The organism is Mycolicibacterium neoaurum ATCC 25795 (assembly GCF_000691525.1).
Lineage (GTDB): Bacteria > Actinomycetota > Actinomycetes > Mycobacteriales > Mycobacteriaceae > Mycobacterium > Mycobacterium neoaurum.
In genome coordinates this window covers 58,099-77,200 of the sequence record NZ_JMDW01000013.1, presented here as the reverse complement: position 1 = coordinate 77,200, position 19,102 = coordinate 58,099, and the positions used below count along the sequence as shown (strand labels likewise).

The 19,102-nt window shown below is 69.1% G+C and carries 17 protein-coding genes; all 17 read left to right on the top strand.

From position 1 onward, the window contains the following. Positions 1-76: 76 nt before the first annotated feature. The 17 genes from mraZ (at position 77) to wag31 (ending at position 19,096) form a co-directional block, all read left to right on the top strand. A complete protein-coding gene (gene mraZ / locus IC40_RS0119715; protein WP_019512748.1) occupies positions 77-508 on the top strand; it encodes a division/cell wall cluster transcriptional repressor MraZ in 432 nt (143 codons plus the stop codon). Beyond that, positions 483-1,658 carry a 16S rRNA (cytosine(1402)-N(4))-methyltransferase RsmH gene (gene rsmH / locus IC40_RS0119710; RefSeq protein ID WP_036470395.1) on the top strand — a complete coding sequence of 392 codons (1,176 nt, stop codon included), beginning with the start codon at positions 483-485 and terminating at the stop codon, positions 1,656-1,658. The genes mraZ and rsmH overlap by 26 nt, the downstream gene beginning before the upstream one ends. Then, positions 1,655-2,767 (top strand): cell division protein FtsL, encoded by a 1,113-nt coding sequence (gene ftsL, locus IC40_RS0119705; RefSeq protein WP_036470393.1) that lies wholly within the window; start codon positions 1,655-1,657, stop codon positions 2,765-2,767. Before rsmH ends, ftsL begins: the two co-directional genes overlap by 4 nt. Continuing rightward, positions 2,764-4,653, top strand: a complete 1,890-nt coding sequence (locus IC40_RS0119700; RefSeq protein WP_030136404.1) for a peptidoglycan D,D-transpeptidase FtsI family protein — start codon at positions 2,764-2,766, stop codon at positions 4,651-4,653. Before ftsL ends, IC40_RS0119700 begins: the two co-directional genes overlap by 4 nt. A gap of 31 nt (positions 4,654-4,684) precedes the next feature. Next, positions 4,685-6,199, top strand: a complete 1,515-nt coding sequence (locus IC40_RS0119695) for a UDP-N-acetylmuramoyl-L-alanyl-D-glutamate--2,6-diaminopimelate ligase (protein WP_030136403.1) — start codon at positions 4,685-4,687, stop codon at positions 6,197-6,199. Continuing rightward, on the top strand, positions 6,196-7,695 hold the full coding sequence (locus IC40_RS0119690; protein WP_030136402.1) for a UDP-N-acetylmuramoyl-tripeptide--D-alanyl-D-alanine ligase: 1,500 nt from the start codon (positions 6,196-6,198) through the stop codon (positions 7,693-7,695). The genes IC40_RS0119695 and IC40_RS0119690 overlap by 4 nt, the downstream gene beginning before the upstream one ends. After that, complete coding sequence (gene mraY, locus IC40_RS0119685) at positions 7,692-8,771, top strand: phospho-N-acetylmuramoyl-pentapeptide-transferase (protein WP_030136401.1); 1,080 nt, start codon at positions 7,692-7,694, stop codon at positions 8,769-8,771. The genes IC40_RS0119690 and mraY overlap by 4 nt, the downstream gene beginning before the upstream one ends. Positions 8,772-9,007: 236 nt before the next feature. Continuing rightward, positions 9,008-10,636 carry a putative lipid II flippase FtsW gene (gene ftsW, locus IC40_RS0119680; protein WP_030136400.1) on the top strand — a complete coding sequence of 543 codons (1,629 nt, stop codon included), beginning with the start codon at positions 9,008-9,010 and terminating at the stop codon, positions 10,634-10,636. Positions 10,637-10,692: 56 nt separating this feature from the next. Then, entirely contained in the window at positions 10,693-11,757 is a 1,065-nt protein-coding gene (murG, locus tag IC40_RS0119675; RefSeq protein WP_234411631.1) for an undecaprenyldiphospho-muramoylpentapeptide beta-N-acetylglucosaminyltransferase, read from the top strand. 32 nt (positions 11,758-11,789) lie between these two features. Further along, positions 11,790-13,184, top strand: coding sequence for a UDP-N-acetylmuramate--L-alanine ligase (gene murC / locus IC40_RS0119670; RefSeq protein ID WP_042509845.1), 1,395 nt, complete (start codon positions 11,790-11,792; stop codon positions 13,182-13,184). Further along, positions 13,181-14,131: a cell division protein FtsQ/DivIB gene (locus IC40_RS0119665; RefSeq protein ID WP_030136397.1), complete on the top strand. Its 951-nt coding sequence runs from the start codon at positions 13,181-13,183 to the stop codon at positions 14,129-14,131. The genes murC and IC40_RS0119665 overlap by 4 nt, the downstream gene beginning before the upstream one ends. A 194-nt stretch (positions 14,132-14,325) precedes the next feature. Beyond that, positions 14,326-15,477 carry a cell division protein FtsZ gene (ftsZ, locus tag IC40_RS0119660; protein ID WP_023985968.1) on the top strand — a complete coding sequence of 384 codons (1,152 nt, stop codon included), beginning with the start codon at positions 14,326-14,328 and terminating at the stop codon, positions 15,475-15,477. Beyond that, positions 15,440-16,192 carry a peptidoglycan editing factor PgeF gene (gene pgeF, locus IC40_RS0119655; RefSeq protein ID WP_051644393.1) on the top strand — a complete coding sequence of 251 codons (753 nt, stop codon included), beginning with the start codon at positions 15,440-15,442 and terminating at the stop codon, positions 16,190-16,192. Before ftsZ ends, pgeF begins: the two co-directional genes overlap by 38 nt. Further along, positions 16,189-16,929 (top strand): YggS family pyridoxal phosphate-dependent enzyme, encoded by a 741-nt coding sequence (locus tag IC40_RS0119650; protein ID WP_030136395.1) that lies wholly within the window; start codon positions 16,189-16,191, stop codon positions 16,927-16,929. Before pgeF ends, IC40_RS0119650 begins: the two co-directional genes overlap by 4 nt. A gap of 64 nt (positions 16,930-16,993) precedes the next feature. Next, positions 16,994-17,665, top strand: coding sequence for a cell division protein SepF (locus IC40_RS0119645; protein WP_030136394.1), 672 nt, complete (start codon positions 16,994-16,996; stop codon positions 17,663-17,665). A gap of 142 nt (positions 17,666-17,807) precedes the next feature. Further along, entirely contained in the window at positions 17,808-18,107 is a 300-nt protein-coding gene (locus tag IC40_RS0119640; protein WP_023985967.1) for a YggT family protein, read from the top strand. A gap of 167 nt (positions 18,108-18,274) precedes the next feature. Beyond that, positions 18,275-19,096, top strand: coding sequence for a DivIVA-like cell division protein Wag31 (gene wag31, locus IC40_RS0119635; protein ID WP_030136393.1), 822 nt, complete (start codon positions 18,275-18,277; stop codon positions 19,094-19,096). The last annotated feature ends 6 nt before the right edge of the window (positions 19,097-19,102 follow it).

The window sequence follows — 19,102 nt, the reverse complement described above, 5'->3', positions numbered from 1 at the left end:
GACAGCGGAGGAACCGGAACTCCGCACAGCGGGTAGAAGCGACTCGGAATCCAACCGAGTGGTGGGAGGTGGCGGGATGTTTCTCGGCACCTACACGCCCAAGCTCGACGACAAAGGGCGGCTGACACTGCCCGCCAAGTTCCGCGATGCACTGGCAGGAGGGTTGATGGTCACCAAAAGTCAAGATCACAGCCTGGCCGTGTACCCGCGGGCAGAGTTCGAGAAGCTGGCGGAGAAGGCGATGCAGGCCTCGCGCAGCGATCCGCAGGCCCGTGCCTACGTCCGCAACCTTGCCGCCGGCGCCGACGAACAGCATCCCGACGCGCAGGGCCGGATCACCTTGTCCGCCGAACACCGCCGCTACGCCAACCTCTCCAAGGAATGCGTGGTGACCGGTTCGCTGGGGCACCTGGAGATCTGGGACGCCCAAGCGTGGCAGCAATACCAGGAGACACACGAAGAGACCTTCTCCGCGGCCAGCGATGACACTCTTCGCGACATCATCTGACCAACAAGCCCGTGCAACGAGGCCTCTGTCCGAACCGGCCCTGACGTACTTCCCCGACGCCAGGTCCGCCTCGGACAGGGACCTCGTTGCAGGGGCGCCCCTTCTCGACAGGGGAGTCTCTGTGCCTCATCCCGACGATTCGTCTCACTCCGTGAATCCATCTGAGTCCCGCCCCGCGCCCAAGTCCGGCGAGCACGGCCACGTCCCCGTTCTGCTCGACCGGTGTGTCGAACTCCTGACCCCGGCGCTCACCCGCCACCACGCCGACGGCTCCGGTGCCGTCCTCGTCGATGCCACCCTCGGCGCCGGTGGTCACACCGAGCGGTTCCTGACCGATCTGCCGGGACTGCGTGTCGTCGGCCTGGACCGCGACCCGAACGCGCTGCGCATCGCCGGCGACCGGCTGTCCCGGTTCGGTGACCGCGTCCGGTTCGAACGCACCCGCTACGACGGCTACTGGGACGACCGGCAGGAGCCCGTCGTCGACGGTGTGCTCTTCGACCTCGGAGTGTCCTCGATGCAGCTGGATCTGGTCGACCGCGGCTTCTCCTACGCCCACGACGCGCCGCTGGACATGCGGATGGATCCCGATGCGCCGCTCACCGCCGCGGAGATCCTCAACACCTACGACGAGCGCACGCTGACGCGGCTGCTGCGCGAGTACGGCGACGAGCGATTCGCCAACCGGATCGCCGCGCGGGTGGTCCGGCGGCGGGCGACCAAGCCGTTCGTGAGCACCGGCGAACTCGTCGAGGTGCTCTACGAGGCCATCCCGGCCGCAACCCGGCGCACCGGCGGCCATCCGGCCAAGCGCACCTTCCAGGCGTTGCGCATCGCGGTCAACGGGGAGCTCGACTCACTGCGCGAAGCCCTGCCCGCGGCGCTCGGCGCGCTCGCCGGCGGCGGGCGCATCGTGGTGATGGCGTATCAGTCGCTGGAAGACAAGATCGTCAAGAGCCTGTTCGCCTCGGCCACGGCGTCGCGCACCCCGCCCGGCCTACCCGTCGAATTGCCCGGCTACGAGGCCGAATTCGCAGCACTGACCCGTGGCGCCGAACAGGCCGACGCCGCGGAGATCGAACGGAACCCGCGCAGCGCCCCGGTGCGACTGCGGGCGTTGGAGAAAATCGCCGGAAAGGAAGACTCATGAAGGGAAAGCGGTCCGCACCGGAGCGCAGCACCGACGAGCGCCGGCGCAAGACTCCGCCCAAGGGCAGGCCGACGGCACGTCGTCAGTCCGAGGCGCCCGCGCGCAAACGCCGCAGCGCGCCCGAACAACGTCCGTCCCGTTCGGCACCGCAGACCTCACCGGTGCGCAGGCCCGTCGACACACCGGCACGGCCCAAGAACGCCAGCCAGGCCAAGGCGCGCGCCAAGGCGCGCAAGGCCAAGGCACCCAAGATCGTCAAACCACCGCTGCGGGAACGGCTGCTGATCCGGCTCGCAACCATCGATTTCAATCCGCGGACGCTGGCCGCGAGGGTGCCGTTCGTGGTCCTCGTCATCGCCGCACTCGGTGTCGGTCTGGGCGTCACCCTGTGGTTGTCCACCGATGCCGCCAGCCGCTCCTATCAGCTGGGCCACGCTCGTCAGCTGAATCAGGCTCTGCTGCAACAAAAAGAGGCATTGGAGCGTGATGTGCTTGAGGCGCAGGCCCCGCCTGCGCTTGCCGAGGCAGCCCGCGGCCTCGGCATGATCCCGTCGAGGGACACCGCACACCTGGTGCAGGACGCGACCGGGGCCTGGGTCGTGGTCGGCACCCCGAAGCCGGCCGAGGGCGCGCCCCCGCCACCGCTGAACACACCGCTGCCCGACGAGCGGCCTGCCGCGCCCGCGCCGACGCGTCCGGCCGCCGGTGGACCGCCGGCCCCGCGGGTCGTCGACCCGCGTGAGGTCGTGGTCCGGGTTCCGCCGCGCGCCACCGCCACCCCGGCGGCGCCCCTGGCAGTACCGCAGGCCGGGCAGGCACCGCTGACCGCACCGCTGCCTGCCGCTCCCGTGGACCCCGCCCAGCTGCCTGCCGCCGCGCCGGCGGACCAGATCCCGCCCGCTGCGGCGCCGCTGGTCGTCCCGCTTCCCGGCGTGCCCGCACCGGTGCCCGCCGAGGGACTGCCGCATCTGGGATCCCCGGAGCTGCCCGTTCAGCCCGGTCCGGTGGTCAACCCTGAGCACCTTCCCGCGCCCCCGGCTGCCGGCCCCAATCCCGATGTGCCGGCTGAAATCCCGGTCGAGGTTCCCGCCCCGGGTGTGCCGGCATGAGCCGCGGCCAACGCGGGCAGGAGCATTCGGCCACCGATCGGCGGATCCGGCGCCCCGCCCAGGCCCCGGCGGCCGGGCTGCGCAGCTCATCGTTCGTCTTCCGGCACCGTGCCGGTAACGTCGTCATCTTCCTGGTGCTGGTGGTCGCCGCTGCGCAGCTTTTCAACCTGCAGATCTCCAATGCCGCCGGGTTGCGGGCCGAAGCCGCAGGCCAACTCAAGGTGACCGACGTCCAGCAGGCGGTGCGCGGCAGCATCGTCGACCGCAACAACGACAAGCTCGCATTCACCATCGAAGCCAGGGCGCTCACCTTCCAGCCGGTGCGCATCCGCAAGCAGTTGGAGGAGGAGCGCGCCAAGAATCCCGACTACGCGCCTGACCCCGACGCGCGGTTGCGGGAGATCGCCAAGGACATCGCCACCCGGCTCAACAACAAGCCCGACGCGAAGACCTTGCTGGCCAAGCTCACCAGCAAGGACACCTTCGCCTACCTGGCCAGGGCGGTGGACCCGGCGATCGCCGACGCGATCACCACGAAGTTCCCCGAGGTCGGTTCCGAGCGTCAGGACATCCGCCAGTACCCCGGCGGCTCGTTGGCGGCCAATATCGTCGGCGGTATCGACTGGGACGGCCACGGACTGCTGGGCCTCGAGGATTCCCTCGACGCGAAACTCGCCGGAACGGACGGATCGGTCACCTACGACCGTGGGTCCGACGGCGTGATGATCCCCGGCAGCATGCGCAACCGGCACGAGGCCGTCGACGGCCAGACCGTACAGCTGACCCTGGACGACGATATCCAGTTCTATGTGCAGCAGCAGGTCCAGCAGGCCAAGGACAAATCCGGTGCGGCCAATGTGTCCGCCGTCGTACTGGACGCCAAAACCGGTGAGGTGCTGGCGATGTCCAATGACAACACGTTCGACCCCTCGCAGGACATCGGCAGGCAGGGCAGCAGGCAGATGGGCAACCCGGCGGTGTCGTCACCGTTCGAGCCGGGGTCGGTGAACAAGATCGTGACCGCCGCCACCGCCATCGAGCTGGGTCTGACCAACCCCGACGAGGTGCTCTCGGTGCCCGGTTCCATCGATATGGGCGGGGTCACCGTCAAGGACGCGTGGAACCACGGTGTCGACCGGTACACCAGCACCGGCGTCTTCGGGAAGTCCTCCAACGTCGGCACCCTGATGCTGGCCCAGCGCTTCGGTCCGGAGAAGTTCGCCGAGATGCTGACCAAGTTCGGTCTCGGTGAGCGCACCGGGATCGAATTGCCGGGCGAGAGCGCCGGCCTGGTCCCGCCCATGGACCAGTGGTCGGGCAGCTCCTTTGCCAACCTGCCCATCGGACAGGGTCTTTCGATGACGCTGCTGCAGATGACGGGGATGTACCAGACCATCGCCAACGACGGTGTCCGGATCCCGCCCCGCATCATCAAGTCGATCATCGAGGCCGATGGCAAGGAGAACGTCGAGCCCGCGGCGGAGGGCGTCCGGGTCGTCTCACCGGAAACCGCTGCCACCGTGCGCAACATGCTGCGCGCGACCATCCAGCGCGACCCGCGCGGTGTGCAGCAGGGGACCGGTTGGCAGGCCGCGGTCGAGGGCTATCAGATCGCCGGCAAGACCGGTACGGCCCAGCAGATCAACCCGAACTGCGGCTGCTACTACGACGATCACTACTGGATCACCTTCGCCGGGATCGCACCTGCGGACAATCCGCGCTACGTCGTCGGCATCATGGCCGACAACCCCGCCCGTACCGCCGACGGAGCGCCGGGCACCACGATGGCGCCGCTGTTCCATCACATCGCCTCGTGGTTGCTGCAGCGGGAGAATGTGCCGTTGTCCGCCGACCCGGGACCGCCGCTGACGCTGCAGGCGGAGTGATCCGGAGCCACCCCGGTACTGTGGCAAGGCCATGACACTGCGTCCCTCCGATCCCGCCGGTACCCACCTGGGTCTGTTGGCGCAGCGCATCGGTGCGGCCGCGGTGTCCGATCCGGACGTCCGGGTCACCGGGGTGACGCTGCGCAGTCAGGACGTGCGCCGGGGTGACCTGTTCGCGGCCCTGCCGGGACAACGCGCGCACGGTGCCCGATTCGCCGCCGATGCCGTCGCTGCCGGCGCTGTCGCGGTGCTCACCGACCCGGCCGGTATTGCCGAGTTCGGACCGATCCCGGTGCCGGTGCTGGTCCATCCCGACCCGCGCACCGTGCTGGGCGGGGTGGCCGCCGAGGTATACGGAAACCCGTCCACGGCGTTGCGTGTCATCGGTGTCACGGGCACGTCGGGCAAGACGACGACCACCTACCTGATCGAGGCGGGCCTGCGGGCGGCCGGTCGTGTCGCCGGACTGATCGGCACCGTCGGCATCCGCATCGACGGCCGCGACGAACCCAGCTCGCTGACCACCCCCGAGGCGCCGGACCTGCAGGCCCTGCTGGCGGTCATGGTGGAGCGCGGTGTCGACACCGTCGTGATGGAGGTGTCCAGCCACGCGCTGACGCTGGGCCGGGTGGACGGCACAGCTTTCGCGGCCGGCGGTTTCACCAACCTGTCCCGCGATCACCTCGATTTCCATCCCACCATGGCCGACTACCTGAACGCCAAGGCCCGTCTGTTCGAACCGGATTCGCCCAACTGCGCCGAGCGGGCCGTGGTGTGTGTCGATGACGAGGCCGGTCGCGAGATCGCATCGCGTGCCGTCGGGGCGGTGCGCGTCGCGACCACCGGTGTCGACGCCGACTGGCGCATCGAATCGGTGTCCACCCTCGCCCGCGGCAGCCAGGAGTTCGTCGCCGTCGATCCGGCCGGGGTGCATCACCGCCTGCGGATAGGCCTGCCGGGCCGGTACAACATCGCCAACGCGCTGCTGGCCATTGCGCTGCTGGATACCGTCGACGTCTCGCCAGAACAGGCCGCGCCGGGGCTGGGTTCGGCCGCGGTGCCGGGCCGGCTGGAGACGATCGACGCCGGGCAGGACTTCCTGGCCCTGGTGGACTATGCACACAAACCGGGCGCGCTGCAGGCGGTGCTGACCACCCTGCGCGAGCAGAACTCCGACGGTCGGCTCGCGGTGGTGTTCGGCGCCGGTGGTAACCGCGATGCCGGCAAGCGCGAGCCCATGGGACGGATCGCCGCCGAACTGGCGGACCTGGTCGTCATCACCGACGACAATCCCCGCAACGAGGACCCGCAGCTGATCCGGTCGACGATCCGGGCCGGTGCCGTGGGGTCGGCCGCCGAGGTGGTCGAGATCGGTGATCGACGCGCGGCCATCGATCACGCGGTCGGCTGGGCGCGTCCGGGCGACGTGGTGCTCATCGCGGGCAAGGGCCACGAGTCCGGGCAGACCGCCGACGGGTCCACCCGCCCCTTCGACGACCGGGTCGAACTGACCGCCGCGCTGAATGCATTGAGGCAGAACCGATGATCGAGATGACCGTGGCCCAGGTGGCCGACATCGTAGGTGGCGAACTGGCCGATATCAGCGCCGCCGAGGCCGCGACCACCCGTATCACCGGAACTGTCGAATTCGACTCGCGCGCGGTCACTTCCGGCGGACTGTTCCTGGCGCTGCCGGGAGCGCGTTCGGATGGTCACGACTTCGCCGCCCGGGCCGTCGAGGCCGGAGCGGCGGCGGTGCTGGCTGCCCGCCCGGTCGGGGTGCCCGCCATCGTGGTGCCCCCCGCGGTGGCAGGCGATGCCGGTTCCGGTGCGGTGGAGCATGACGATGCCGCAGGCTCTGGTGCCGCGGTGCTGGCCGCGCTGGCCAAGCTGGCCGCGGCCGTCGCCACCGAACTGAGCGCGGGCGGCCTGCGGATCATCGGCGTCACCGGATCCTCGGGTAAGACGTCGACCAAGGATCTGCTGGCCGCGGTGCTCGCACCGCTGGGCCAGGTGGTGGCTCCGCCCGGGTCGTTCAACAACGAACTGGGACACCCGTGGACGGTGCTGCGCGCCACCACCGACACCGACTTCCTGATCTTGGAGATGTCGGCGCGGCATCCGGGCAACATCGCCGCACTGGCGGCGATCGCGACGCCGTCGGTGGGTGTCGTGCTCAACGTCGGTACGGCGCATCTGGGCGAATTCGGTTCACGCGAGGCGATTGCGGCCACCAAATCCGAACTGCCGCAGTCGGTCCCCGCATCCGGTGTGGTGATCCTCAACGCCGACGACTCGGCGGTGGCGGCCATGGCCGCCAAGACCGCGGCACGGGTGGTGCGGGTGTCGCGCGCACCGGGGGCCGATATCTGGTCGGCCGACGAGCACCTCGACGAGCTGGCCCGTCCGCGATTCACCCTGCACACCGCGGACGGTGCGGTGGATATCGCGCTGGCCGTACACGGGGAGCATCAGGTGTCCAATGCGCTGGCCGCGGCGGCGGTCGCGGTGGAGTGCGGTGCGAGCCTGGAGCAGGTGGCGACGGCACTGGCCGGCGCAGGCCCGGTCTCGGCGCGCCGGATGGACGTCAGTACCCGCGCCGACGGCGTCACCATCGTCAACGATGCCTACAACGCCAACCCGGATTCGATGGCGGCGGGGTTGAAGGCGCTGGCCTGGATGGCGCGCTCCGGCGGGCAGGGGGGCAGGCGACGCAGCTGGGCGGTGCTCGGCGAGATGGCCGAGCTCGGCGAGGACGCGATAGCCGAACACGATCGCATCGGCCGGTTGGCCGTGCGCTTAGATGTCTCTCGATTGATAGTCGTCGGAACCGGGAGATCGATGAGCGCCATGCATCAGGGGGCGGTGATGGAAGGGTCGTGGGGCAGTGAATCCGTCCTGGTGCCCGACGCCGACGCCGCGCTCGCGTTGCTGGCGGCCGAACTGAGTCCCGGTGACGTGGTACTGGTGAAGGCGTCCAACGCCGCCGGGCTGGGTACGCTTGCCGATCGTCTCGCCGAGCAGGGGAACGAGCAGGGATGAAGCAGATCCTGGTAGCGGTCGCGATCGCGCTTGCGGTGTCGATCGTGCTGACGCCCGTGCTCATCCGGCTGTTCACCAAGCAGGGGTTCGGGCAGGAGATCCGCGAGGACGGCCCGGCCAGCCATCAGAAGAAGCGCGGCACACCGTCGATGGGCGGGGTGGCCATCATGGCCGGCATCTGGGCCGGCTACCTGGGCACGCATCTGTTCGGCTTGCCGTTCGGCGGTGAGGGCCCCTCGGCATCGGGTCTGCTGGTGTTGGGACTGGCGACCGCATTGGCGATCGTCGGGTTCATCGACGATCTGATCAAGATCAGGCGGTCCCGCAATCTCGGCCTGAACAAGCGGGCCAAGACCATCGGACAGTTGACGGCCGCGGTGCTCTTCGGGGTGCTGGTGCTGCAGTTCAGCAATGCCGAGGGTCTCACCCCGGGCAGTGCGCAGCTGTCCTATGTGCGCGAGATCGCCACCGTCACGCTGGCACCGCTGGTGTTCGTCGTGTTCGTGGTGGTGCTGGTCAGTGCCTGGTCGAATGCGGTCAACCTGACCGACGGACTTGACGGGCTCGCCGCGGGCGCGATGGCCATGGTCAGCGCCGCCTACGTGTTGATCACGTTCTGGCAGTACCGCAACGACTGTGCGGCCAGCCCGAGCCTGGGCTGCTACAACGTCCGTGACCCGCTGGACCTCGCGCTGGTGGCCGCGGCGACGGCGGGGGCCTGTATCGGTTTCCTGTGGTGGAACGCCGCCCCGGCGAAGATCTTCATGGGCGATACGGGTTCGCTGGCGCTCGGCGGCATCATCGCCGGGCTGTCGGTGACCAGCCGCACCGAGATCCTGGCCGTTGTGCTCGGCGCGCTCTTCGTGGCCGAGGTGACCTCGGTGGTGGTGCAGATCCTGGCCTTCCGCACCACGGGTCGCCGGGTGTTCCGGATGGCGCCGTTCCATCATCACTTCGAGCTGGTCGGATGGGCCGAGACGACGGTGATCATCCGGTTCTGGCTGCTGACGGCGATCGCCTGTGGCCTGGGGGTGGCGCTGTTCTACGGCGAATGGCTGTCGATCGTCGGCGCGTAGGCGCCGCGCGCGGGCTCGGTCGGCGCGTAGGCCGAGAGTGACGCTACGGCTCCTCGACGGCCCCGGATGACGACCTTTTCGTCACTCTCGACGCGCCGGGTCGATTAGCTGGAATCGGCGGCTGCCGCGACACACCCGCCGGATATCCGCGACGTCCGGTGCGCGGCGGGGGAGGATTCTGGGGTGCAAGAGACTAATGGGGCTGGCGTTACGCCTGTGACTCTTGCGGGTGCCAGGTGAGGAATCCGCTCGCCGGGGTGCGGGCGAGGTTGACGGGTGATCGGTCCGCCGACGGCACGCCCGGGCAGACCGTCGGGAAGAGCCTGGCCACCAGCCCGGCGGCCAAGGCAGCGACTCCGATGCCACGGACCCGGTTCGGACAGTGGCTCGGCCGGCCGATGACCTCGTTCCACCTGATCATCGCGGTGGCGGCCATCCTGGTGACGCTCGGCCTGATCATGGTGCTCTCGGCATCCGGGGTGTACTCCTATGACTCCGGTGGGTCGCCGTGGACGGTCTTCGCCAAACAGTCGCTGTGGACCGGCGTCGGGCTGATCGCCTTCTATCTGGCGCTGCGTATGCCCGTCGCACTCATGCGCCGGTTGGCTTTCCCTGCCTTCATCTTCACCATCGTGCTGCTGGTCCTGGTGCTCATCCCCGGTATCGGCAAGGTGGCCAACGGTTCTCGCGGCTGGTTCGTCATCGGCGGCTTCAGCATGCAGCCCTCCGAACTGGCGAAGATCGCGTTCGCCATCTGGGGAGCACATTTGCTCGCGGCGCGGCGCCTGGAACAGGCGACGCTGCGCGAGATGCTCATCCCGCTGGTGCCAGCCGCCGGTCTGGCGCTGACACTCATCGTCCTGCAGCCCGACCTCGGCCAGACCGTGACATTGAGCATCATCCTGCTCGGCCTGCTCTGGTACGCAGGTCTGCCGCTGCGGGTGTTCGCCAGCTCGCTCGGGGCGATGGTGGTCGCGGCCGGCGTGCTCGCGGTGTCGGCGGGTTACCGTTCCGATCGCGTGCAGTCCTGGCTCAACCCGGGGGCCGACCCCGGTGGTGCGGGATACCAGGCCAGACAGGCCCGCTTCGCGCTGGCCAATGGTGGCGTGTTCGGCAACGGACTCGGCCAGGGCACGGCCAAGTACAACTATCTGCCCAACGCGCACAACGACTTCATCTTCGCCATCATCGGCGAGGAACTCGGCTATATCGGCGCCGCCGGTCTGCTGTGCCTGTTCGGTCTGTTCGCCTACACCGGAATGCGCATCGCGCGCCGCTCGGCCGACCCGTTCCTGCGCCTGCTGACGGCCACCGTCACGCTGTGGGTGATCGGGCAGGCGTTCATCAACGTCGGATACGTCGTCGGGTTGCTCCCGGTCACCGGTCTGCAGCTGCCGCTGATCTCCGCGGGTGGCACATCGACGGCCACGACGATGCTGATCCTCGGCGTCATCACCAACGCCGCCCGACACGAACCCGAGGCCGTCGCGGCCTTGCGTGCCGGCCGCGACGACCGGGTCACCCGATTGCTGCGGCTCCCGCTGCCCGAACCGTATGTGCCCAGCCGCCTCGAGGTCGCCCGCGACCGGCTGCGCACCAGGGGCAAACCGGGCAAGGCCCCGGCCAAGCAGAAGCCGCCCGCCAAGAGCAAGAGCAAGGCGGTGGCCAGGAAGCCGCGCCAGACATCCGCGGCCGACGCCCGGCGTGCGAGCCGCCGCGAGGGCCATCCGGCCGATCGAGCGGCACGGAGCACAGGGCATCATGGAGACGGCCGGCGCGCCTCCCAACGGGGCCGCGCGGAGCCGCGGCAGGGGCGAGGTCAACAGGGCCGAGCCCGCTCATTGGAAGGTCAGCGTTACGGGTGAGCACGTTATCGGTCGTCCTGGCCGGCGGGGGAACGGCAGGTCATGTGGAACCTGCGATGGCCGTGGCCGATGCGTTGACCGAGCTGGACCCGGAGATCCGGATCACCGCGCTGGGCACCCAGCGTGGCCTGGAGACCCGGTTGGTCCCCGAGCGGGGGTATGACCTCGAGCTCATCACCCCGGTGCCGCTGCCGCGTAAACCCTCCGCCGACCTGCTGCGGCTCCCGTTGCGGGTGCGCACCGCGGTCCGGCAGACCCGCAGCGTGTTCGACGCCGTCGGGGTGGACGTGGTGATCGGTTTCGGCGGGTATGTCTCGGTGCCCGCGTATCTGGCGGCGCGGCGCGGTCTGCGCAGGCCGTCGGTCCCGGTGGTGATCCACGAGGCCAACGCCAGCGCCGGCTGGGCCAACAAGCTGGGGGCTCGGTCGGCCAAACGAGTGCTCTCGGCCGTGCCCGACCCGGGTCTCGGCCCGGTCGAGGTGGTGGGTGTCCCGGTACGGGCCAGCATCACCGCGCTGGATCGCGCGGCATTGCGGGCCCAGGCACGAGCCGCCTTCGGTTTCGCCGACGATGCCAGGGTGCTGTTGGTGTTCGGCGGCTCCCAAGGTGCACAGTCCATCAACCGCGCCGTCTCCGGTGCCGCTAGCGAGCTTGCGGCCAAGGGCATTTCGGTGCTGCACGCGCATGGTCCGAAGAACACCCTCGACCTGCCCGCGCCGTCCGGGCCGCCCTATGTGGCGGTGCCCTACCTCGATCGCATGGACCTGGCCTATGCCGCAGCTGATCTGGCGATCTGCCGGTCCGGGGCGATGACGGTCGCCGAGGTCAGCGCCGTCGGGTTGCCCGCGGTGTACGTACCGTTGCCGATCGGCAACGGTGAGCAGCGGCTCAACGCCCTGCCGGTGGTGCAGGCCGGCGGTGGGTTGCTCATCGACGATGCCGACCTGTCCCCGCAACTGGTCGCCGAGACCGTCATCGGTGTGCTCGACGACGCGCCGCGCCTGCAGCAGATGACCGCCGCCGCCGCGCTGGCCGGCCATCGCGATGCCGCACGCCGGGTGGCCGAGGTCGCGATCGAGGTGGCCCGAGCCCACCGCGCAGACCGAAAGTCGTTGCGGTGAAGGGCCTGCCACAGGAGCTGGCCCGCGTGCACATGGTGGGCATCGGCGGTGCCGGCATGTCGGGAATCGCGCGCATCCTGCTGGACCGAGGGGGACAGGTCAGCGGTTCCGATGCCAAGGAATCTCGCGGGGTCGCGGCATTGCGGGCCAGGGGAGCGCAGATCCAGATCGGTCACGACGCTGCGGCGCTGGACATGTTGCCCGGCGGGCCCACCGCGGTCGTCACCACCCATGCGGCCATTCCGAAGACCAACCCGGAACTCGTGGCGGCGCGGCAACGGGGCATCCCCGTCATCCTGCGGCCGGTGGTGCTTGCCAAGTTGATGGCCGGTGACCGGACGTTGATGGTCACCGGGACGGCGGGTAAGACCACCACGACCTCGATGCTCATCGTCGCGTTGCAGCACAGCGGTTTCGATCCGTCATTCGCCGTCGGCGGCGATCTCGGCGCTGCGGGCACCAATGCCCACCACGGCAGTGGCCCGTATTTCGTGGCCGAGGCCGACGAGAGCGACGGCTCATTGGTGCAGTACCGGCCCGATATCGCGGTGGTCACCAATATCGAGGCCGACCACCTGGATTTCTTCGGCACCGAGCAGGCCTATGTCGACGTGTTCGACGCGTTCGTCGAGCGGCTCCAGCCGGGCGGGGCGCTGGTGGTCTGTGTCGACGATCCCGGTGCGGCGGCGCTGGCCGAACGCACCGAAGCACTGGGAATCCGGGTGCTGCGGTACGGCAGCACCGGCGCGGACCTGGCGGGTGCACTGCTCGACTGGGAGCAACACGGCACCCGGGCGGTGGCCACGGTGCAGCTGAGGGGGGAAACGGCCCCGCGCACGATGCGGCTGGCCGTGCCCGGCAGGCATATGGCGCTCAATGCTCTGGCGGCTCTGCTGGCCGCCGTCGAGGCGGGGGCGCCGCCGGATGCGGTGTTGGAGGCATTGGCCGACTTCGAGGGGGTGCGCCGCCGCTTCGAGCTGGTCGGAGTGATGGCGGGCGTCCGGGTTTTCGACGATTATGCCCACCACCCGACGAAGGTGACCGCCGCGCTGACGGCGGTGCGCATGTTGGCCGCCGAATCGCAGGGCCGCGCGATCGTCGTCTTCCAACCCCATCTGTATTCGCGCACACAGACATTCGCCAAGGAGTTCGGTGCTGCCCTGAGTCTGGCCGACGAGGCGTTCGTGCTCGACGTCTATGCCGCCCGCGAGCAGCCGATACCCGGGATCAGCGGGCGCAGCATCGTCGAGCACGTCACGGTTCCGGTGCACTACGTGCCCGATTTCTCCGCGGTGGCCCGTCGGGTCGCCGAGATCGCCCGGCCCGGAGACGTGGTGGTGACCATGGGCGCCGGTGATGTCACCCTGCTGGGCCGCGAGATCCTCGATGCGGTGGGTGGGCGCGCCGATCGGGCGGCGGATCGATGACGGTCCCACCCGAGCCGGGTTCGTCCGGAGCGGATCCCGATCCCGATCTCGTGGCCGACCCGGCCACCGAGCCGAGCGCGGCGGAGGCCCCCACCGCCGGCGAACCCGCTGCCGATCCGGCCGAGCCGGATCTGGAGGGACCGCGTCGACGTGCCCGGCGGGAACGCGAGGAACGGCGCGCGGCGCAGGCCAGGGCGATGGCCATCGAGCAGGCCCGCCGGGAGGCCAAACGTCGTGCCCAGGGCCGGACCGAGGAGCAACCGAAGCAGGCGCCGCGCGGGGTGATCCGCGGTCTGAAGGTGTTGATGTGGACGGCCGTGCTGGCGGTGCTGGTGGTCGGCGTGGGCTTACTGCTGTACTTCACGCCGATCATGTCCGCGCGCGAGACGGTGGTGACCGGGTTGACTGCGCTCAGCGAGGACGAGGTTCGGCAGGTGGCCGCGGTTGCGGAGGGCACGCCCCTGCTGCAGATCGACACCGACGCGGTGGCCGAACGGGTTGCCTCCATCCGGCGGGTGGCCAGCGCCCGGGTCCAGCGCGAGTACCCGTCCACGCTGCGGATCACCGTGGAGGAGCGCGTGCCGCTGGTCGTCAAGGACTATCCGGACGGCCCACACCTGTTCGACCGCGACGGTGTGGATTTCGTGACCGCGCCGCCGCCACTGGGGCTGCCCTATATCGACACCGAGACCCCTGGTCCGCGCGATCCGGCCACCCTGGCCGGCCTCGAGGTGCTGACCTCACTGCCTCCGGAGGTGTCCGGGCAGGTCAGCCGGGTGGAGGCGCCGTCGGTGGCGGCCATCACCCTGGTTTTGTTCGACGGCCGAAAGGTGGTGTGGGGCACCACCGATCGCACCCAGGAGAAGGCGCTCAAGCTGGCGGCGCTGCTGACCCAGCCGGGCCAGACCTATGACGTGTCGAGCCCCGACCTGCCGACCGTCAAGTAGTTCTGCGCCAAATTCGATCATGTCGCTTCGGCGCGCCTGCGGCCCTACGGTGCCGCGTGACCCTACCGTTCTGTTTGCACGGAACTACTTGACATAACTATAAACCTATGGTTGAGGTTTAGGGTTTCGGGCAGAGCGGCAACACCGAAGACATACTCCAACGGGCAGGCTCCAATGGGCAGGAAAGGCGACCGATGACCCCCCCGCATAACTACCTCGCCGTTATCAAGGTGGTCGGCATCGGCGGCGGCGGCGTCAACGCCGTCAACCGGATGATCGAGCACGGACTCAAGGGCGTTGAGTTCATCGCCATCAACACCGATGCGCAGGCATTGTTGATGAGCGATGCCGACGTCAAACTCGATGTCGGTCGCGACTCCACCCGTGGTCTCGGCGCCGGCGCCGACCCCGAGGTGGGCCGCAAGGCCGCCGAGGACGCCAAGGACGATATCGAGGAACTGCTGCGCGGCGCCGACATGGTGTTCGTGACCGCGGGCGAGGGCGGCGGTACCGGTACCGGTGGCGCTCCCGTCGTGGCGACCATCGCGCGCAAGCTCGGTGCGTTGACCGTCGGCGTGGTGACCCGCCCGTTCTCCTTCGAGGGCAAGCGCCGGTCCAACCAGGCCGAGAACGGCATCAACGCGCTGCGCGAGAGCTGCGACACGCTCATCGTCATCCCGAACGACCGGCTGCTACAGATGGGTGATGCCGCCGTCTCGTTGATGGATGCCTTCCGCAGCGCCGACGAGGTGCTGCTCAACGGTGTTCAGGGCATCACCGATCTGATCACCACCCCCGGCCTGATCAACGTCGACTTCGCCGACGTGAAGGGCGTGATGAGCGGTGCGGGCACCGCTTTGATGGGCATCGGCTCGGCGCGCGGTGACGGCCGCGCGCTCAAGGCCGCCGAAATCGCCATCAACTCGCCGCTGTTGGAAGCCTCCATGGAGGGCGCCCAGGGTGTGCTGCTGTCGGTGGCGGGCGGTAGTGATCTGGGCCTGTTCGAGATCAACGAGGCCGCCTCGCTGGTGCAGGAGGCCGCGCATGCCGAGGCCAACATCATCTTCGGCACCGTCATCGACGATTCGCTCGGTGACGAGGTGCGCGTGACGGTCATCGCGGCCGGTTTCGACAGCACCGGTCCGAGCCGGAAACCCGTTGTCGGCGAGGGCACGTCGGGCGTGGCATCCGGCACGGCCGGCAAGGTCCGCTCCAGCATCTTCGAGCCGGCCGACGCGATGTCGGTGCCGGCGCACACCAACGGCGCGACGGTGAAGATCGGTGGCCCCGATGACGGTGGCATCTCCGATGACGACGTCGACGTGCCGCCGTTCATGCGCCACTGACGCCGACGTGCCCGCCCGGGTCCGGCGCGTTACCACCACCCGCGCGGGTGGGGTGTCGAAGCCGCCGTTCGACACGTTCAATCTCGGCGACCATGTCGGCGATGACCCGGCCGCGGTGGCGGCCAACCGACGCAGGCTTGCCGACGCTCTCGGTCTCGCCGCGGATGCGCTGGTGTGGATGAACCAGGTCCACTCCGATCACGTCGCCGTGGTGGACGGTCCGCGGGGTGCGGCGCTGCCCGACACCGACGCGGTGGTGACGACAACCCGGGGCCTGGCACTGGCGGTGATCAGTGCCGACTGCGTGCCGGTGCTGCTGGCCGACGCGCGCGCCGGGGTGATCGGCGCGGCCCATGCCGGCCGGGTCGGTGCCCAGCTCGGCATCGTCGAGCGCACCGTGGAGAAGATGGTCGAGGTGGGCGCACAGGTCGCCGATATGTCCGTGCTGTTGGGACCGGCGGTCAGCGGCCGCCGATACGAGGTACCCGAGCAGATGGCGGCCGAGGTGGAAAAGACGCTGCCGGGCAGCCGGTGCCGGACCGCACGCGGCACGCCGGGGCTCGACATCCGGGCCGGCCTGGTGGGTCAGCTCCAGCGCCTCGGCGTGACATCAATCGACGTGGATCCCCGCTGCACGGTGGAGGACCGGGCGTTGTTCAGCCATCGCCGTGGCGCCCCGACCGGTCGACTGGCCTCACTGGTGTGGATGGAATGAGCGAGCACCGCGATTCGGAGTTGGCCGGCTCGCTGGCGGCGGTGCGGGCGCGGTTGGCCCGGGCGGCCGAGGCGGCCGGCCGGGGAGTACACGACATCGAACTGCTTCCGGTCACCAAGTTCTTCCCGGCTTCCGATGTGGCCATACTGCATCGTTTGGGGTGTGCCGATTTCGGCGAGTCCCGCGAGCAGGAGGCCGCGCGCAAGGTCGCCGATGTGGCGGCACAGTTCCCCGGTGACCAGATCCGTTGGCACATGATCGGTCATATCCAGCGCAACAAGGCCCGCTCCATCGCCCGGTGGGCGCACACCGTGCACTCGGTGGACAGTGCGCGGGTGATCGCGGCGCTGGGTGGGGGTGCCGAACAGGCGTTGGCCGACGGTCACCGCGCCGCACCGCTGCGGGTCTATCTGCAGGTGAGTCTGGACGGTGATCCCGATCGCGGTGGCGTGGACATCGGCAACTCCGATCTGGTCGACGAGCTCTGTGCCGCAATACATGCCATCGATGCCCTCGAGTTCGCCGGGTTGATGGGGATTCCGCCGCTGAACTGGGATGCCGAGGACGCCTTCGTGAGATTGGCCGCCGAACACGACCGTGTGCAGCGGTCCTATCGGCACACGTTGGGTCTTTCGGCCGGGATGTCCGGCGATATGGAGATTGCTGTGCGACACGGATCCACGTGTGTGCGTGTCGGAACCGCGTTGATGGGGCAACGTCCTCTAACGTCACCCTGAGTAGTCACTCCAGTCACATCTTCATCACAGACAACACAGACACAAGTCGTTAAAGGGGCAGGCGATGAGCACTCTGCACAAGGTCAAGGCCTACTTCGGTATGGCGCCGATGGACGATTATGACGACGAGTACTACGACGACGAGCGCCCCGCCCGCGGCGGGTACCCGCGCCGCGGCGCCGAGGATCGTTTCGACGAGGACGGCTACGGCCGGGAGGGCCGCGACCCGCGTGACGCCCGCGGCTTCGAGGACCGCGTCCCGGCGCGCGAATACGACGACATCCCGGGCGCCTATCGCGGCGGCTACGGTGACGCGCCGCGCTTCGAGGGCCGTCTGCGCGCCCCGCGCCCCGAATTCGACCGTCCCGCACCGCGGTTCGCCGCACCGACCCGGGGCGCGAGCGCCCTCGCCATGGAGCCGCGCCGGATGGCCGCGCTCTTCGAGGAGGGCAGTCCGCTGGCCAAGATCACCACGCTGCGTCCGAAGGACTACAGCGAGGCCCGCACCATCGGTGAGCGCTTCCGCGACGGCACCCCGGTCATCATGGACCTGGTGTCGATGGACAACGCCGATGCCAAGCGCCTGGTCGACTTCGCCGCCGGGCTCGCCTTCGCGCTGCGCGGCTCCTTCGACAAGGTTGCCACGAAGGTCTTCCTGCTCTCGCCGGCCGATATCGACGTCAGCGCCGAAGAGCGTCGGCGGATCGCCGAGGCGGGCTTCTACGCCTACCAGTAGGGCGGGTACGAGCCCGTCCGCTGGGGGCCAGAACCCCAGCCGGAGCGGCAGGTAGGCTGACGTCGAGGGCATGGAGTCCGCTTCTTTGCCCGAATGTCGCTCTACCTGCCCTGCTCATCCGCCGTAGTGAGGTTCGGCTCCCTTGTCGATGGTCTTTCAAATCCTTGGTTTTGCCCTGTTCGTCTTCTGGCTGTTGCTGATCGCGCGGGTCGTGGTGGAGTTCATCCGGTCCTTCAGCCGTGATTGGCATCCGCGCGGCGCGACGGTGGTGATCCTGGAACTCATCCTGACCGTGACCGATCCGCCGGTGAAACTACTGCGCCGGCTCATCCCGCAGCTGACGATCGGCGCCGTGCGATTCGATCTCTCGATCATGGTGTTGCTGCTGGTCGCGTTCATCGGGATGCAGCTGGCCTTCGGGGCAGCAGCCGGCACCGCCTGACCTGTACGGCGGCCATCGGCTGCGGCGTGGGAGATTGAAATTCGCTCTTAATTATGAGGCTCCTGTGCAACCGCCGGGTCAGCTGTGACAGGATGGACGCCAGTTACTTCTACCGACGCTTTACACTTTGAAACCGGTTGACGGTCCAGACTTCAAGGGGGCAGAGAATGCCGCTCACTCCAGCCGACGTTCACAACGTCGCGTTCAGTAAGCCGCCCATCGGCAAACGTGGTTACAACGAGGACGAGGTAGACGCCTTCCTCGACCTGGTCGAGAACGAGCTGACCAGGCTCATCGAGGAGAACGCCGATCTGCGTCAGCGTGTCTCCGAGCTCGACTCCGAGCTGGCCGGCGCGCGCGCCGGCGGGGGCGTGGCCGCCACTCAGACGCTGCCGCCCTACCAGGCGCCGCAGCCCGAGCCCGAGCCCGAGCCGGTCTACGAGGCGCCCGCCGCGCCGCAGCCCGTGGCGCAGGCCGCCCCGGTGTCGGAGGACCACCACGTCCGCGCGGCCAAGGTGCTCAGCCTGGCCCAGGACACCGCCGATCGCCTCACCAGCACCGCGAAGGCCGAGTCGGACAAGTTGCTCGCCGATGCGCGGGCCCAGGCCGACGCACTGGTCAGCGAGGCACGCCAGACCGCGGAGACCACGGTCGCCGACGCGCGCGCCAAGGCCGACGCGTTGCTGTCCGATGCGCAGAACCGGTCCGAGACGCAGCTGCGTCAGGCCCAGGAGAAGGCCGACGCCCTGCAGGCCGATGCCGAGCGCAAACACTCCGAGATCATGGGCACCATCAACCAGCAGCGCACCGTGCTGGAAGGCCGCCTCGAGCAACTGCGCACCTTCGAACGCGAGTACCGGACCCGGCTCAAGACCTACCTGGAATCGCAGCTCGAAGAGCTCGGCCAGCGCGGTTCGGCCGCCCCTGTCGATTCCGCGGCCGGCAACGAGGGTGGCGGTTTCAACCAGTTCAACCGCGGCGCGAACTGACCGGGT